Source organism: Pseudonocardia sp. Ae150A_Ps1 (genome assembly GCF_001932315.1).
Classification (GTDB): domain Bacteria; phylum Actinomycetota; class Actinomycetes; order Mycobacteriales; family Pseudonocardiaceae; genus Pseudonocardia.
Map to the genome: position 1 here is coordinate 668,702 of NZ_MCIJ01000001.1, position 14,811 is coordinate 683,512.

The 14,811-nt window shown below is 73.0% G+C and carries 13 protein-coding genes; 7 read left to right on the forward strand and 6 right to left on the reverse strand.

From position 1 onward, the window contains the following. Positions 1-6: 6 nt before the first annotated feature. On the reverse strand, positions 7-1,296 hold the full coding sequence (locus tag Ae150APs1_RS02985; protein ID WP_075295617.1) for a hypothetical protein: 1,290 nt from the start codon (positions 1,294-1,296) through the stop codon (positions 7-9). A gap of 281 nt (positions 1,297-1,577) precedes the next feature. On the opposite strand from Ae150APs1_RS02985, the gene Ae150APs1_RS02990 reads away from it, so the two are divergent. Beyond that, on the forward strand, positions 1,578-2,900 hold the full coding sequence (locus Ae150APs1_RS02990; RefSeq protein ID WP_075295619.1) for a chloride channel protein: 1,323 nt from the start codon (positions 1,578-1,580) through the stop codon (positions 2,898-2,900). Positions 2,901-3,080: 180 nt separating this feature from the next. On the opposite strand, the gene Ae150APs1_RS02995 is transcribed toward Ae150APs1_RS02990, so the two are convergent. Continuing rightward, positions 3,081-3,620 (reverse strand): hypothetical protein, encoded by a 540-nt coding sequence (locus Ae150APs1_RS02995; RefSeq protein ID WP_075295621.1) that lies wholly within the window; start codon positions 3,618-3,620, stop codon positions 3,081-3,083. Between the two features lie 365 nt (positions 3,621-3,985). On the opposite strand from Ae150APs1_RS02995, the gene Ae150APs1_RS03000 reads away from it, so the two are divergent. Further along, positions 3,986-5,962 carry an alpha/beta fold hydrolase gene (locus tag Ae150APs1_RS03000; protein ID WP_249266190.1) on the forward strand — a complete coding sequence of 659 codons (1,977 nt, stop codon included), beginning with the start codon at positions 3,986-3,988 and terminating at the stop codon, positions 5,960-5,962. A gap of 181 nt (positions 5,963-6,143) precedes the next feature. Next, complete coding sequence (locus Ae150APs1_RS03005; RefSeq protein WP_075295623.1) at positions 6,144-6,449, forward strand: DUF2795 domain-containing protein; 306 nt, start codon at positions 6,144-6,146, stop codon at positions 6,447-6,449. Between the two features lie 44 nt (positions 6,450-6,493). On the opposite strand, the gene Ae150APs1_RS03010 is transcribed toward Ae150APs1_RS03005, so the two are convergent. Next, a complete protein-coding gene (locus tag Ae150APs1_RS03010) occupies positions 6,494-7,219 on the reverse strand; it encodes a G1 family glutamic endopeptidase (RefSeq protein ID WP_170918035.1) in 726 nt (241 codons plus the stop codon). A 427-nt stretch (positions 7,220-7,646) separates the two neighbouring features. Between Ae150APs1_RS03010 and Ae150APs1_RS03015 the strand changes: the two genes are divergently transcribed. Both Ae150APs1_RS03015 and Ae150APs1_RS03020 read left to right on the forward strand, forming a co-directional pair. After that, positions 7,647-9,062, forward strand: a complete 1,416-nt coding sequence (locus Ae150APs1_RS03015) for a DUF4041 domain-containing protein (protein ID WP_075295627.1) — start codon at positions 7,647-7,649, stop codon at positions 9,060-9,062. Positions 9,063-9,473: 411 nt separating this feature from the next. Next, complete coding sequence (locus Ae150APs1_RS03020; RefSeq protein ID WP_075295629.1) at positions 9,474-9,863, forward strand: hypothetical protein; 390 nt, start codon at positions 9,474-9,476, stop codon at positions 9,861-9,863. 135 nt (positions 9,864-9,998) lie between these two features. Here Ae150APs1_RS03020 and Ae150APs1_RS31845 read toward each other — a convergent pair whose 3' ends face one another. Further along, entirely contained in the window at positions 9,999-10,376 is a 378-nt protein-coding gene (locus tag Ae150APs1_RS31845; protein WP_075329526.1) for a hypothetical protein, read from the reverse strand. 118 nt (positions 10,377-10,494) lie between these two features. Here Ae150APs1_RS31845 and Ae150APs1_RS03030 point away from each other — a divergent pair, with 118 nt between their 5' ends. Further along, positions 10,495-11,070: a TetR family transcriptional regulator gene (locus tag Ae150APs1_RS03030; RefSeq protein ID WP_075295633.1), complete on the forward strand. Its 576-nt coding sequence runs from the start codon at positions 10,495-10,497 to the stop codon at positions 11,068-11,070. A gap of 14 nt (positions 11,071-11,084) precedes the next feature. Further along, complete coding sequence (locus Ae150APs1_RS03035; protein ID WP_075295635.1) at positions 11,085-11,438, forward strand: DoxX family protein; 354 nt, start codon at positions 11,085-11,087, stop codon at positions 11,436-11,438. Positions 11,439-11,506: 68 nt separating this feature from the next. On the opposite strand, the gene Ae150APs1_RS03040 is transcribed toward Ae150APs1_RS03035, so the two are convergent. Together Ae150APs1_RS03040 and Ae150APs1_RS03045 are read right to left on the reverse strand one after the other, a co-directional pair. Next, positions 11,507-13,861, reverse strand: coding sequence for a penicillin acylase family protein (locus tag Ae150APs1_RS03040; protein ID WP_075295637.1), 2,355 nt, complete (start codon positions 13,859-13,861; stop codon positions 11,507-11,509). Between the two features lie 3 nt (positions 13,862-13,864). After that, complete coding sequence (locus Ae150APs1_RS03045) at positions 13,865-14,782, reverse strand: polysaccharide deacetylase (protein ID WP_010228730.1); 918 nt, start codon at positions 14,780-14,782, stop codon at positions 13,865-13,867. Positions 14,783-14,811 lie beyond the last annotated feature (29 nt).

Sequence of the window (14,811 nt, forward strand, 5' to 3'; positions counted from 1 at the left end):
GCCGGGCTACACCCCGGTGGTCGCCGTGCCGCGCGGTCCCGCCGCCGAGGCGTACGCCCGCGCCTCCGCGCCGGACTCGTAGTCGGCGAGCTCCTTCATGAGGGTCCGGCGGATCCGGGGCTGCTGGGCCAGCGCCACCGCGACGACGGTCAGCAGGATCCACATGGCGATGCTGCTCAGGACGACGAGGACGGCCGGCAGGACCGCGCTGCCGAGCCGCGCCGCCATCTCCTGGGCGGCGAACGCCCGCCAGAGCAGCATGAGGTTCACCAGGTAACCGATGGCGTAGGACACAGCGAAGGCGATGGCGAACTGGCGGAGGGTGCCGTCCTTGCGACGGTTCAGGATCGGTTCGTCGCGGATCGGGACGACGACCGACAGGACGTTGCCGACACCGAGCCACAGCACGATGAAGGAGATCATCAACGCGCAGGCCGTGAAGAACGCGGCGAGGTTGCCGGCCCGCCAGGCGAGCAGGGCGCTGAGCAGGAACCCGATCGGTGCGACGATCGCGACCAGTGCGAGGTTCTTCGTGATCAGGAGGTGCCACAGCCGGGCACCGCTGTCCAGCGCCGCGCGCACGCGCATGGCGTCGAAGCTCATCGCGTTGAGGCAGACCGCGCCACCCATGACGACGGAGACGGCCAGCAGGCCGAGGTAGGGCAGCCAGGCCTGGGCCCGGTCCCATTCGACGAGGCGGATGAAGCCGAGGTAGCCCAGACCCAGGGCGAGCGTCACCGCCAGGCTCCTGAGGATCGAGCGGGGTCTGCGGGTGAGCATGTACCGGATCTCCCCGGACAGGCCGTGCGCCAGGGCCGGCCCGTGCCGGGTGACCGCGTTGCGGCCGGTCAGCGGGGTGTGGCCGTCCACCTCGACCGCCCCGGGATCGCCGGCGCCGGCGTCGATCCGGGCCACGCGGGCGTCGAGGACGGCGAGGTGGGCGTCGAGCAGGGCCAGGCGTGCCGCGCTCACGGCGGCCAGCGCGTCGGTCTCGGCGCGCACGGCGTCCTCGGCGGTCACGGCCGGCAGCGGGGCGGCGGCCTCCGCCGGCGGACGACCGGTGTCGCCGGGTGCGTCCGGGTCGTCGAGGAACGCAGCCAGGTGCCGCGCCCGGCGAGCGCTCGGCGCGGGGCCGGTGGAGAGCCGTTCGGACTCGTGCTGAGCGGCGATGGCCCGCCGGACGTGCCGCCGCAGCGCGTCGACGTCGGCGCGCTCCTTCCACCTCGACGCGAGCGCGGCCCGCTCGGCCGCACCGGCCCGCTCGACCAGCTCGGTCAGTTCGTCCACGGCGGACATCCGGGCTCCCTCGCTCGAACGGCTCCGGCCCTCGGACAGGACGGATCGCCGGCCACCGTCCCGGCCGCACGCCGCGACACGATCGCGCCCCTCCCGGCCGCACTCCAGGGGCCGAAGACCCGACGACTCCGGCCATCGGACCTCGGTACCCGTGACCCCGCCGGACGGTGCCCGCCGCCGTGGGAGCCCGTCCCGCGAACTCATCCCCGGTGGGTGATGGCACACCGGTACCCGGTGCCGACGCTGCAGTGAGCGGACCGGCCGCGGCGCGGGGAGGGCGAATGGATCCGTCGGGAACCGATCCGACCGCCGTCCTGCGCAGCCGCGGCTACGTCCGGTTGCTGCTGCTCGCCGCCCTGCTGGGGATCCCGGTCTCCGCCCTCGCCTACGGCTTCCTCGCGCTGGTCTCGTTCCTGCAGCGTTGGCTGTTTACGGACCTGCCACCGGCGCTGGGGCTCGGTGCGGCACCGCTGTGGTGGCCGGTCCCGCCGCTGGTGCTGGCCGGGCTGCTGGTCGGGGCCGCGGTCCGGTTCCTACCCGGGCACGGCGGCCACTCCCCCGCCGGGGGGTTCCACACCGGTGCCGCCCCGCTCCCGCGCGAGCTCCCCGGCATCGCCGCGGCGGCGCTGGCCACCCTCGTGTTCGGCGCCGTGCTCGGGCCCGAGGCCCCGCTGATCGCCCTCGGGGGCGGGCTCGGGGTGTGCGCGACCCGGCTGGCCCGGCGACCGCTCCCGCCACCGGCCGCCACGATGGTCGCCTCGTCGGGCAGCTTCGCGGCCGTCAGCACCCTGCTCGGCTCTCCGCTCCTGGGCGCGTTCCTGCTGATGGAGGCGTCGGGACTCGGCGGGGCGACGCTCGGGCTGGTGCTCGTCCCGGGCCTGCTGGCGGCGGGGATCGGCTCGCTGATCTTCCTCGGGCTGGACTCGCTGACCGGGCTCGGGACGTTCTCCCTGGCCCTGCCCGACCTGCCCCCGTTCGGGCAGCCCACCGTCGCCGAGTTCGGGTGGGCGGTCGCGCTCGGCCTGGTCGCCGCCGTGCTGGGCACCGGGCTCCAGCGGCTGGCGGTGCTGCTGCGCTCCCTCGTCGAGGGCAGACCCGTCGTGCTCACCACCGCGGCCGGCCTGGCCGTCGCCGGTTGCGCCGTCCTGTACACGGCGCTGACCGGTCACGGCTGGAGCGACGTGCTGTTCTCCGGCCAGGACGGGATGAGCCCCCTCATCCGGGGCCAGGCCGGCTACACGGTCGGCGCCCTGCTGCTCCTCCTGGTGTGCAAGGGCGTCGCCTACGCGGTGTCGATGAGCGCCTTCCGGGGTGGCCCCACGTTCCCGGCGATGTTCCTCGGCGCCGCGGGTGGCATCGCCGCCTCGCACCTGCCGGGGCTGCCGCTCGTGGCCGGGATCGCGATCGGCATCGGGGCGATGACGGTGTCGGTGCTCCGGCTGCCCCTCACCTCGGTCCTCCTGGCCACGCTCCTGCTCGGCGCCGACGGCCTCGCGCTGATGCCGCTGGTCATCGTCGCGGTCACGGTCGCGCACGTGGCGACCGCCCGGCTGGCCGTGGTCGGCCGCCGGGCGGAGTCACCGCCGGTGGACGCGTCCCGGTGACCCGGCGCCGGTGGCTCAGCGCCGGGCACTCAGCGCCGGCGCGCTTCGCGCCGCGTCACGCGGCGTGCCGTCCGGCGCGCGGTGCGCCGGGCCATCCTGCGGGTCGCGAACATGCCTGCCTCCGTCGTCGTGTCGTCGTGTCGTCGTGGTGGGGGTGTCGTCGTGGTGGGGGTGCCGTGCTCAGGTGTTGGCGCCCACCGCGTCGAGCGTGTGGCGGTCCGCCTCCTCGCGGGCGAGCAGACCGATCTCGACGAGGTCCTCGGGGCCGATGAACCCGTCTCCGATGCGGAAGCCACCGGCCGAGGCGATCGCGTCCCGCAGCGGGACGGCCCAGCGGTGTTCCAGCAGGAGCACGGCGGCGGCGGAGTCCGGCGGGATGTCGGCGAGGACGTCCCACTCGTCGTCGTCCGCCACGGGGCCCGGACCGTCGGCGGCCGCCTCGGCGCCCGCGACGGCACCGGCCTCCATCCCCTGCTCGCCGTCGAAGCCCAGCCCGATCAGGGCCCCGACCGTGCTGCCGAGCTCGGCGGCCTCCTCGGCCGACAGGGTGCTGAGATGCATCGCCTCGAGCTCGCCGTCGGCGTCCTTGTAGACGGCGAGTGCGTCGATCACCCGGACGGTGTCACTGCTGCGCAGTCGCTCGAGCTCGTCGAGGATCCGGCCGTGGAAGTCCGGATCGCGGAAGCCGAGAACGATCAGCTGGACGGGCCCGATGGTCATGGTGGTGTCCTCTCGGTGATGGTAGGGAGCCGGCGCGTCCGGCCCGCGTGTCCGTGCGGTGCGGACGTCGTCCTGCCGGCGGAGGCGGGGACCGCGTGCTGCCGTCCCGCCACGGTGGTCGCGCGGCCTCGTCCCGCCGCCGGCCGCACGGCCCCGGACCGAGGCCGGAGGCCGTTCGCGAGGGCGCCGGGGCACCTGTCGTGGGGCCGAAGAGTAGGTACCGGCACCGGGCCCGGGAAGGGACCAACGGCCTGGGCGGTGGCCGGTCCGCCGTTGCTCCGAGCCGGACCTGGCTGTGACCCGCGCCACGCCCGCTTGAGTGTGCCGCGACGGCACCCGTTGCCATGGCCCCGTCACCGCGCGCCGTGGAGATCCCCCGGGCGCACACCGAGGAGGGCACCGATGACCCAGGCACCCGGCCGGACCGAGCAGGCACCGACGCGGATCGAGCTCGAGGAGTTCTTCGCCGACCCGGTGTTCTCCGGCGCGTCCCTGTCCCCCGACGGCACCCGGATCGCCTACCTGGCCCGCACCTCGGCCGGCGCAACGTCTGGGTCCGCGGCATCGACGAGGACCACACCGACGCCGTCTGCGTCACCCACGACTCGCGCCGCGGCATCACGAAGTACCACTGGACCGACGACCCGCGCTGGCTGCTCTACGAGCAGGACACCGACGGCAACAAGGACTGGCACCTCTACCGGGTCGATCTCGACGCTCCCGACCAGCCGGCCGTCGACCTCACCCCGATGGACCCGGGTTCGCGCGTGGTCGGCGTCGACCCGCTGGAGTCGCAGCCCGGGAACGTGCTGGTCGGCATGAACCGCAACCCCCTGTCGGTCGACCTGTTCCGGATCGAGGTCGCGACCGGCGAGACGACGCTGCTGCTCGAACAGCCCGAGCCCCGGGGCAACTACCTGGTGGACCGGGACGGCGCGCCCGTCTTCCACTCGTTGCTGACCGAGGACGGCACCTGGGAGTTCTCGGCGGTCGACCCCGAGACCCACGAACGACGCCTGCTGCGCCGCATCAGCGGCCCCGAGCACCCGCTGGGCGTGCAGCCCCAGCTCGTCACACCGGACGGTTCCGGCCTGCTGCTCGGCTCCTACCAGGACTCCGACGACCTGCGGCTGGTGCGCGTCGACCGGGAGACCGGCGAGGAGACGGTCGTCGCCGCCGTCGAGGGCCACGACCTCTGCACCCTCGGGCTGATGGCTCCCGGTGTGCTGCCGCCGACCGTGTTCACCAGCCGCCGGACCGGCGAGGTGATCGCCGCCCGCTTCGTCGGCGAACGGCCGCACATCGAGGTCCTCGACCCGCACTTCGCGGAGGTCTACGCCGAGCTGGAGAAGCTGTCCGACGGCGTGCTGGGCACGCTCTCCTCGGACGAGTCGGAGCAGCGCTGGATCGCCACCTTCGTCCACGACCGCGACCCGGCGGTCACCTGGCTCTACGACCACTCCACCGGCGAGAGCAGGATCCTGTTCCGCCCCTACCCGCACCTGGACCCGGCCGCGCTCGCCCCGATGGAGCCGGTGAGCTTCCAGGCCCGGGACGGGCTACCGCTGCACGGCTACCTGACGCGGCCGGTCGGCGCCGGGCCCGAGCGCCTGCCGCTCGTGCTGCTCCCGCACGGCGGACCGTGGGTGCACGACACCTGGGGCTACAGCGCGGAGGTCCAGTTCCTGGCCAACCGCGGCTACGCGGTGCTGCAGGTCAACTTCCGCGGGTCCTCCGGCTACGGCAGGCGGCACATCACCGCGGCGATCGGCGAGCTCGCCGGCGCGATGCACGACGACCTCATCGACGCCACCGAGTGGGCCGTGACCCAGGGCTGGGCCGACCCGGCACGGCTCGGCATCTACGGCGGGTCCTACGGCGGGTACGCCGCGCTCGTCGGCGTCACCGTGACACCGGACCACTTCGCCGCCGCCGTGGACTACGTCGGCATCTCCGACCTGGCGAACTTCATGCGGACGCTGCCGCCGTTCGTCCGGCCGTACCAGGTGAACGCCTGGTACCGGTACGTCGGCGACCCGGACGTCCCCGAGCAGGAGGCCGACATGCTGGCCCGCTCGCCGATCACCATGGTCGACCGGATCCGGACGCCGCTGCTGGTCGCCCAGGGCGCCAACGACGCCCGCGTCGTCCAGGCCGAGTCGGACAACATCGTCGCCTCCCTGCGGGAGCGCGGCGTGCCCGTGGAGTACCTGCTCGCCGAGGACGAGGGCCACGGGTTCGCCAACCCGGAGAACCAGATCCGGTTCTACCGGGCCATGGAGCGGCACTTCGCCGAGCACCTCGGCGGCGACGCCGGACGCAGGTCGTCCGCGATCTCCTGAACCGGAGCCCGGCGTTCCACCATGCGGACCACCGCATCGCCGGACTGACCACGACGGTGCGAATCCGGAACGAAGTCCGCGCACGATCGTGTGCGAGGGTTCGCTGCCGTGGCGCCGTGCTCTCAGGGCGGCCACAGCTTCTCAGGGCCCCCACAGCACGCCCCGTCGAGACTCTCCGGCCATGCAGCGCGACCACGGTCCGGAGAACGAGCTCGGGATCCCCCTCGACGATCCCCGGGTCCCGGTGACCCGGATCGAGGTCCTGGACTTCGTCGGGGAGGCGTTCGACGACGACCGGCCCACCCGGTCGGCACTCGTCACCCACGCCGCGGCCGAGGGTGCCCGGCCCGCTCTGCTCGAGCTGCTCGCCACCCTCCCCGACGGCCGGTTCGACGACCCGGACGCGTTGTGGGCGGCACTGCCCGGCGTCCCCGTCGATCTCCGGGACGGCCGGCCCGGCTCCCGCGCCGGCCCGGCGGACGGCTGAGGACTGACGCTGCGCCCGTACTCACCTGGTTCCGAACCCGGTGGCTACCCCCGGAGCTGGCGGATCGTGAAGGCGTCCCCGGACATCCGGCCCGTCGCGGTCATGAAGCCCTTCCCGTCGGTCGCGTCGATCGCCGTCGCCGACCGCGCACCCATCGACTCCCCGTCGACCGTCGCCCCGGTGAACCGCACCGACCCGAACCTCGGGAACGCGCCCTGCTGCGCCTCCAGCACGACCTCGGCCGAGACGTTCGCCCCGGCGTGCGTCCTGACCACGCTGCGGCTGTCGCCACGGGTGAGGTTCCGGATCGTCATCGTGTACGCGTCGCCGCTGCGGACCACCTCGGCCGCGATCTCGTCCCCGGTCCGGACCGTCATCGAGTGGTACACCGCCGGGGCGGGCGCGATCTCGAACCACGCACGGTGGACCGGCTCGCCGCCGACGCAGGTCGTCGCGACACCGGTCTGCTGGACGGTGCTGCTGCCGTAGCCGTCGATCCCGACCCAGGGTGCGAACGGCGTCGCACCGGCCGTGCACGCGACGTCCGGCACGGTCCACCGCGCCGACACCGACCGGAACCCGGAGCCCGTCACGACGTAGCCCGACCAGTTCCCACCGTCCACGGAGAACGGCGGTCCGGCCGGTCCGTCCTGTCGCGCCCCCTCGGCGTGCGCCGGGACCGGCGTGAACACCACCGCGACGACGGCGAGCACCACCAGCAGCGCCCCTCGCCTCCGCTCCGCTCCGGTGGGGGTCCGGTCTGTCCGCATGCGGAACCTCCTGTCGGACGGGGTGCCGGGCCGGAGGCGTGACGCTACGGCGGACGCCGACCGAGCACAGGTACGTCCGGCCCGACCGTGCCCGCCATCGGTCCCGGCCGGGCCCGGGACCTTCGGAGGTGGCGGCCGGGCGCACTGCGCCGGGACCTGGACACCTCGCTCCGGATCGGGGTCGATTGCGCCGTCCGCTGCGGACCGGGCCTCCGTTTGCGTTAATGAACGGGTATCACCAACGTAGTTGTTCAATGGGCACATCCACCGAGCAGATCGCACAGCACCGGGAGCACCGATGGCACGACCTGCCGACACCCCAGCGCCGCCGAAAGCCGAGGCACGTCCGGTCGGGCTCCTCGGCGCCCGTCGTGTCCTGCGGGAGGTGGAGGCAGAGAATCGTGCACTCCGTCAGCAGCTTTCTTCCGTGGAGAAGCACCTGCACGCCACCGAGCAACGCGCCGCCCAGGAAGCGAACGGGTTCCGTCACGAGATCGGCCGACTGCGTCAGGAGAACCTGAGCCTGCGCAACCGGGACGCGGTCGCCTACGCGCAGGAGGCCGAACACGCCGCCGCACGTCTGGACGAGGTCCGGGCCACCCTCGCCTCCGCGACCGAGGCCGTCCGCACGGAACACCTCCGTGCTCGCGAGATCGCAGAACAGAACAGGGCGATCCTGACCCGGGCTGTCGTCGTCGCCGACGACATCGTCTCCTCCGCCAGAGCGAAGGCCGGTGAACGAGAGCAGACCGTCGAGACCGAGCTCGCCGCGCGCAGGGCGCGCGTCGCCGAGCTGGACCAGCAGATCGTGGTCACCGAGGATATCGCGATGCTGCAGGAGGCCGGTATCTACGAGTTCCGGCACCGCCTCGACGACGCCGTGGCCTACAAGGCCCGGCTGAACGAACTCAAGGACCGCTACAAGACCCTGCAACGCAACGACGACGCCGTCCTCGCCGCGTCCGGCTGGACGGTCAACGGCTCCGCGACCGAGGGCAGACGGATGCTGCGTGACTACACCAAGCTCATGCTCCGCGCCTACAACGCCGAGGCCGACAACTGCGTGCGCACCATGCGCCCGCACCGGCTCGCCTCGTCGATCGACCGGCTGACCAAGGCACGCGACACGACCGCCAAACTCGGCCGCACGATGCAGATCCGGGTCAGCGAGCCCTACCACCGAGCCCGCATCGAGGAGCTCGAGCTGACCGCGGACCACCTGGCGAAACAGGAGGAGGAGAAGGAACGCATCCGCGCAGAACGGGAACAGGCCCGCGACGAGGAGGCCGCCCGCCGCGAGTTCGAACGGGAGAAGGCCCGCCTGCTCAAGGAGCAGAACCACTGGCAGCTCGTCCAGGACAGGTGGCGCAGCCAGGGCGACGAGGTCAAGGTCGCCGAGGCACAGAGCAGACTCGACCAGCTCGGCTCCGCCATCGAGGGCGTCGAGGCGCGCGAGGCGAACGTGCGGACCGGTCACGTCTACGTGATCTCCAATGTGGGCGCCTTCGGCGAGCACATGGTCAAGATCGGGATGACCCGCCGCCTCGACCCGAACGACCGGGTACGTGAACTCGGCGACGCCTCGGTGCCGTTCAAGTTCGACATCCACGCGCTCGTGTTCAGCTCGGACGCCGTCGCGCTGGAGAACCACCTGCATCGCCAGCTCGCCGACCGGCGCGTCAACCGGGTCAACCTCCGGCGGGAGTTCTTCCACGCCACACCCACCGAGGTGCTCGACGTCCTGCGACGGACCGATCACGGCGACAACGTCCTCGAGTTCACCGAGATCGCCGAGGCCGAGGAGTGGCGCGCAAGCGTCGGCATCGCCGACCGGCCGGCCTGACCCCCACGAGGAGGAGTGCTCGTGTCCCCGACCATCTGGCGACCGCCGCCGAACTGGCCCACACCACCCGACGGCTGGTCCCCGCCACCCGGGTGGCAGCCCGCCCCGGACTGGGGTCCCGCACCGCCGGGTTGGGAATTCTGGAACGACGACACCGGCCACGATGCTCCCGGCGGACCATGTCCCGACGATCCCCGCCAGCTCGTTCTGGGCCACCGTGCGGCGCGGAAGTGGCGCCAGACCGAACCCGGCCTGCGCGCATGCCTCGACCCCGGCGAGGAAGTTCGGGGCTTCTACCTGGCCAACAGCCTGCGCCCGATCACCGACTACATCGCGGTGACGTCGACTCGGGTCATCGCCGGTGCTGCCTCCGACCTCACCCGGACGCCTCCCCGGTTCAGAGCTGTCCCGTTGGCCGAGGCCGCCGGTATCGAGTCCGAACCGGCGCCGGTCACGCGGACCCCGAAACTCACACTGCGCCGCCGCGACGGCAGAGCCGAGTTCGTCGGCCAGCTCCTGGACGGCAAGGACGAGCCCGCGTTCCGCGCCGCGTTCGACCTCGGACGGACGCAGGGCCGGTCGACCCCTGCGGCGGTGTCGGCACCGCCCGTCGGTCCCACCGCTGCGTCGCGGGCGGCCGTCTCCGACACCTCCTCGCCGTCGTTGCTCGACCGGCCTTCCGCATCGGCCCGACGCGACGGGGCAGGGGAGGATCACGAGGCACGCATCGGACGGCTGTTGCAGGAGTCGGTCATCGACGAGCGCCAGGCGAGCTATGTTCGATCCGTTCTCCAGGCCTGATCACACGGCGCCGGACAGCGGTCCACCGTCGACGTGCGACGCGCCGGCGACGGCGAGCACGACGGCGACCGGCCCGAGCAGCAGCAGATCAAACCGAACACGACCGCCGGCCGGGTCCGTCCGCGACCCGCCCGGTCAGAGCATCGCGTCGATCTCCTCGCGGTGATGGGCCAGCGGCGTGGTCGGGAACCCGAACCGGTCCTGGTGACGCGTCGCCGACCCGCACCATCCGCACCGGCCCGCCGGGTCGAGCACCGCCCGCGCCTCCAGCTCGGCACGTCGTGTCGCGACGGCACCGTCCGGCCGGGCCGCCCGTCGTGACGGTGCGGACCGTCCCGTCCCCGCGCCCCGCCCCGACGCACGCAGGTACAACCAGACTCCGGCGACCGGGACGGCGACCAGCACCGCGGCGACCGCGATCCACTGGACGACGCCGAGCACGAGGCTCAGGGCCACGAACGCCAACACGACGATCCCGACGGCCTGCGCCAGCTTGAGCACGATCCTCGACACGACGACTCCCGATCCGACGAACTCTGTCGCCGCTCGGGTCGCGCCGCGGCGGCGCGGCGTTACGACCACCGGCAGTGCTCCTCACTGTCCATACCGTACCGTATGGTACGGTACCGGCGTGGCGACTCGGGAACTGTGGCTCGACGAGGGCGTCGTGGTGTTGACCGACGAGGGCCCTGCAGGCGTCCGGATCGACCGGCTGGCGGCCCGCCTCGGACTGACGAAGGGGTCGTTCCACCACCACTTCGCCGGCGTCGCGGACTACCGGACGGCGTTGCTGGGCCACATCGAACGGCAACAGGTCGACCGGCTCGACACCATCGCCGCCGAGGTCGCCGAGGTCGATCCACGCGACGCACTGCGGGCGCTTCCGGCGCGACTCGACGAGCTGTCCGACGCCGACCTCGACCGCGCCCTCCGGGCGTGGGCGATCGCGGACGACGGAGCGCGCGCGGTGGTCGAACGCGTCGACGGCGCCCGCCTCGCCTTCCTCGAGACGCTCTGGTCCCGTGCCGTGCCCGACCCGGCGCGGGCACGCGTCGCGGCACTGCTCCCGCACCTGCTGCTGGTCGGCGCGAACGCCACCCGCCCACCGCTCGACGCCGCGAGCCGTCAGGCGGTCTTCGACCTGCTGCCGGACCTGATCCCGCATGTCCGAGTGACCATGCCGGCGGCGGACCCGACCACCACCTGAAGGAGCGACACGAGATGGTGCAACCGTGGTGGCCGCTGGCCGTGCTGGCGGTGATCCAGCTCGGAGACGCGGCCCTGTGCGTGAAGCCGGTCGCCTTCGTCCGGCAGTGCCTGGTGGACGTCCGGTTCCCGGAGCGCTTCTGGTGGGTCCTCCCTCCGCTCAAGGTCGCCGCGGCGGCCGGGCTCGTCGCCGGGATCCGGGTGCCACCGCTGGCGATGGTGACCTGCGCGGCCCTGACCTGCTACTTCGTGGTCGCGGTCGCCGCCCATGTCCGCGCCCGCGACCTCGGGCGGAACCTGTTCGTGAACGCGGCGGGGATGCTGGCCGTCAGTGCGTCGGTCCTGGCGCTCACCGTCCAGTCCGCCTGAGCAGGCCGGCGCCGACGGGGAGCCGGACAGCCGCCAGGGAGCCGGGCCGGCGACCGGCCCGGCATCCGTCAGTCCGCGGGCCGGAGGTCCGCCACCGGTGTCAACCGGAGCCTGCTCTCCGCGACCTCCTCGACCGCGTCGCGGCTGTAGGCCAGCGGGAAGGCCTCACCCGCCGCCCAGAGGCCGAGCTGGTCGGCGTAGTGCGCCGATCTCGGGTCCCCGGACTGCCCGGGTGAGTTCAGGACCAGGGTCGAGTCCCACTCCCCGACGTCGACGGCGATGCGGAAACTGCTCCCCATCACCGCGTTGAAGGTGTCGTCGTGCCCGGCCAGGCCGACGGTGTCCCCGCTGCCGGCGCGGGGCACCGGTGGCAGCGACCGCCAGTCGTCCGGAGCTCCGGGGTCGTGGGCGAACACCGCGTGCCGTAGCTCGGTGCGGTGCAGCGCTCCCCACGTCCACCCGTCGCGGTCGGGCCCGAGGAGGGTCGCGATGTCGGCGAGCGCGGCGTCGAGCGTCTCGTCGATCCCGTCGCGCAGGGTCGCGGCGTCGCCGGGGTCGGACAGGTCGAACATGCCGAGCATCCGCAGGTCCGGCCGGAGGTCGGAGAACAGCGTGTCGGCGCGGAGCAGCCGGTGACGTGCGGCCTTCGCCCGTTCCGCGTCGACGCCGAGCCGCTCCAGGCAACGGTCGGCCAGCCACGGCCGCAGGTGACGGCGCACCCACACCTGGAAGACCAGTGCCGCCCGGCTGCCGGTCGACTCGATGCCGTCCCACTCCTGCAGCGCCGCCCACTCGCCGGCGTGCCGCGGCATCCCGGTGAGCGGGGCGAGCAGGTCGAGCAGCCGCCGTCCGTGCAGGTTCGCGGCATCGCCCTGCATCCGGATGCTGGAGGTGACGTCGACCGGGGCGTCGCCGCCGAGCCAGCCGACCAGACGCTCGTGCCGCGCGTCGGAGTACCAGTCCGTGGTGACCGTCGGCGTCCGGTCGCCGACGCCGTCCGGGAGGTTCTCCTCGTTCGACGTCGTGAACCAGCCCGAGTCCGGGTTGCGCACCCCGGGCAGCTCCTCGAGCCGGGCGAACCCGTCCCACTCGAAGCGCCCGTCCCCCGGCACCGGGAGCGCGCCGTCCCACCCGGGCCGGCGCGGCACGAGACCGCAGCCCTGCCAGCCGATGTCCCCGCCGGCGTCGGCGAACACCTGGTTGACGCCCGGCGCGCCCCACCGCCGCAGCGCACGGCGGAAGGTGTCGACGTCGTCGGCGTCCTGGTACTCGAGGCTCGCCAGGTAGGGGGCCATGCCCGGCTCGAGCCAGACGGCACGGACGGCCACGGCCACCCGGGCACCGGTGTCGAGGTGCACGACCGGGCCGTGCCGCGAGAAGGTCAGCCGCAGGACCTCCTCCCCGCCGCCGGCGACGGCCGTGCGCTCCTCGACGACGGTGAACGCCTCCCACCCGCCGCGGTGGCGGTAGCGGGTGTCGTCGTCGGGGTGGAGCTCGTAGACGTACAGGTCCTCGTGGTCGACCGGCCAGATCGTCAGCCCGAACGCCACCCGCCCGTTGTGTCCGATGGAGACACCCGGCAGGTTCGGCTCCCCCGCACCGATGACGCTCATCCCCGGCGCCTCGAGGTGGGTCAGGTAGCGCAGCGACGGGACCGTGACCGCGCGGTGCGGGTCGTTGGCCAGCACCGGACGCCCGGTGGCCGACCGCTGCGGCGACACGACCCAGTTGTTGCTGCCGGACGGTGCGACGGCCGCGCCGGCGCCGGGAAGGCTAGCGAGGTCGGCGGGGGCGAAGGCGAGCCGATACACGTCGAGCACGGAGTCGTCGAGGTGCTGCAGCGCCGCGGGATCGGGCACGCCGAGTTCGGTGTGCGGCTCGCGGATCGAGCGGAGCTCCTCGGCCGCGGCACCGAGGTCGCGAACCGTGAGGGCCCGGGCCAGCTCCTGCTCGGCGTTGTAGAGCAGGCCGTGCGTGCGGATCCGGACGACGTCCTCGGGCTCCCAGCGCGCCGGCCGGTGGCCGAGCGCGGCGAACTCCGGCGGCAGCCGCTCCCCGGGATCCTGCGACGCCCACTCCACGTAGGCGTTGATGCCGGTGACGAACGCGGTGACGACGTCACGGGTGCCGGTGCCGTAGGCGAGCCACTCGGCCCGCATGTCCCCCCGGTACAGGAACAGCCGGGTCGCCCGGTCCTGCGCGAGGAAACGGGGACCGAAGACCTCCGACAGCCTGCCCAGCCCGCGGCGCCGCCACAGGTCGATCTGGAAGAGCCGGTCGCGGGCCGCCTGGAAGCCCTGGGCCAGGTAGGCGTCGTGCCGGTCCGTGGCGTAGACGTGCGGGACCCCCCAGCGGTCGAGGACCACCTCGACGTCGCCGTGCAGGCCCGCGACGGGGCGGGACTCGGACGGGACGGTCGCCACGGCTCAGGCCCAGCCGGAGTCGGCCGGTGCCGGCTCGACCCCACGGACGTCGGGGAGTGCGAACTTCGCCTCGTCGGTCTCGTCGTCGACCCAGGCGCGGGCGATCTCCTCGATGGTGGCGAACCAGACCCCGTCGTGGCCGCTGATGTGGTCGACCAGCTTCTCGTACCAGAGCATGTGGTGCGCCTGGCCGATGATCTGCGGGTGGACGCAGGTCGCGAAGACCGGGTTCGTCTCGTGCGCGTAGCCGTAGTCGAAGATGTCCTTCCACCGGTTGAAGATCGTGTCCGAGTCCTGCATGCCGGCCTGGGCACCGGTGTAGGCCAGCGGCGGGAAGTCGTCGAGGTACCAGTTGACCGGGACCTCCAGGACCCGGCTCGCCCGCCCCGCGACGTTGCCCTGCTCCCAGCGGACCTGCCAGCGCTGCGGGTGGTACGGGTGGAAGTCCCGGCCCATCAGGCTGGTGTCGTAGATCAGCCCCGAGTCCTCGATGATGTCCAGTGTGGACTCGCTGTAGTCCCAGTACGGGGACCGGTAGCCCACCGGCCGGATGCCCAGGACCTTCTTGAACGTCGCGAAGGCCAGGTCGACCAGGCGGCGCTCGGTGTCGCCGGAGATCATCGTGGGGTTCTCGTGGTAGTAGCCGTGGTGGCCGAACTCGTGGCCGTCGTCGAGGATCTTCTTGCACCACCCGGGGAACGTGTCGATCGAGTGGCCCGGGGTGAACCAGGTCGTGCGGACCCCGTAGCGCTTGTAGAGCGACAGCAGCCGCGGGACGCCCACCTCCGCGCCGAACTCGCCGCGTGACATGGACGCCGGGGTCGGCCGGTTGAACGCGCCGAGCCAGAGGCACTGGGCGTCGAAGTCGGTGCCGAGGTTGACGGCGATCTTCTTCCCCGGGGGGAGCTGCAGATGTCCCATGACATCTCCGATCGATTCGAGTCCGATGG

Bases quoted from the DNA above. Each gene is read 5' to 3' on its own strand.
- Ae150APs1_RS02990 (WP_075295619.1), top strand. From the start codon at position 1,578: ATGGATCCGTCGGGAACCGATCCGACCGCCGTCCTGCGCAGCCGCGGC.
- Ae150APs1_RS03035 (WP_075295635.1), top strand. From the start codon at position 11,085: ATGGTGCAACCGTGGTGGCCGCTGGCCGTGCTGGCGGTGATCCAGCTC.
- Ae150APs1_RS02985 (WP_075295617.1), bottom strand. From the start codon at position 1,296: ATGTCCGCCGTGGACGAACTGACCGAGCTGGTCGAGCGGGCCGGTGCG.
- Ae150APs1_RS03005 (WP_075295623.1), top strand. From the start codon at position 6,144: ATGCAGCGCGACCACGGTCCGGAGAACGAGCTCGGGATCCCCCTCGAC.
- Ae150APs1_RS02995 (WP_075295621.1), bottom strand. From the start codon at position 3,620: ATGACCATCGGGCCCGTCCAGCTGATCGTTCTCGGCTTCCGCGATCCG.
- Ae150APs1_RS03010 (WP_170918035.1), bottom strand. From the start codon at position 7,219: ATGCGGACAGACCGGACCCCCACCGGAGCGGAGCGGAGGCGAGGGGCG.
- Ae150APs1_RS03045 (WP_010228730.1), bottom strand. From the start codon at position 14,782: ATGGGACATCTGCAGCTCCCCCCGGGGAAGAAGATCGCCGTCAACCTC.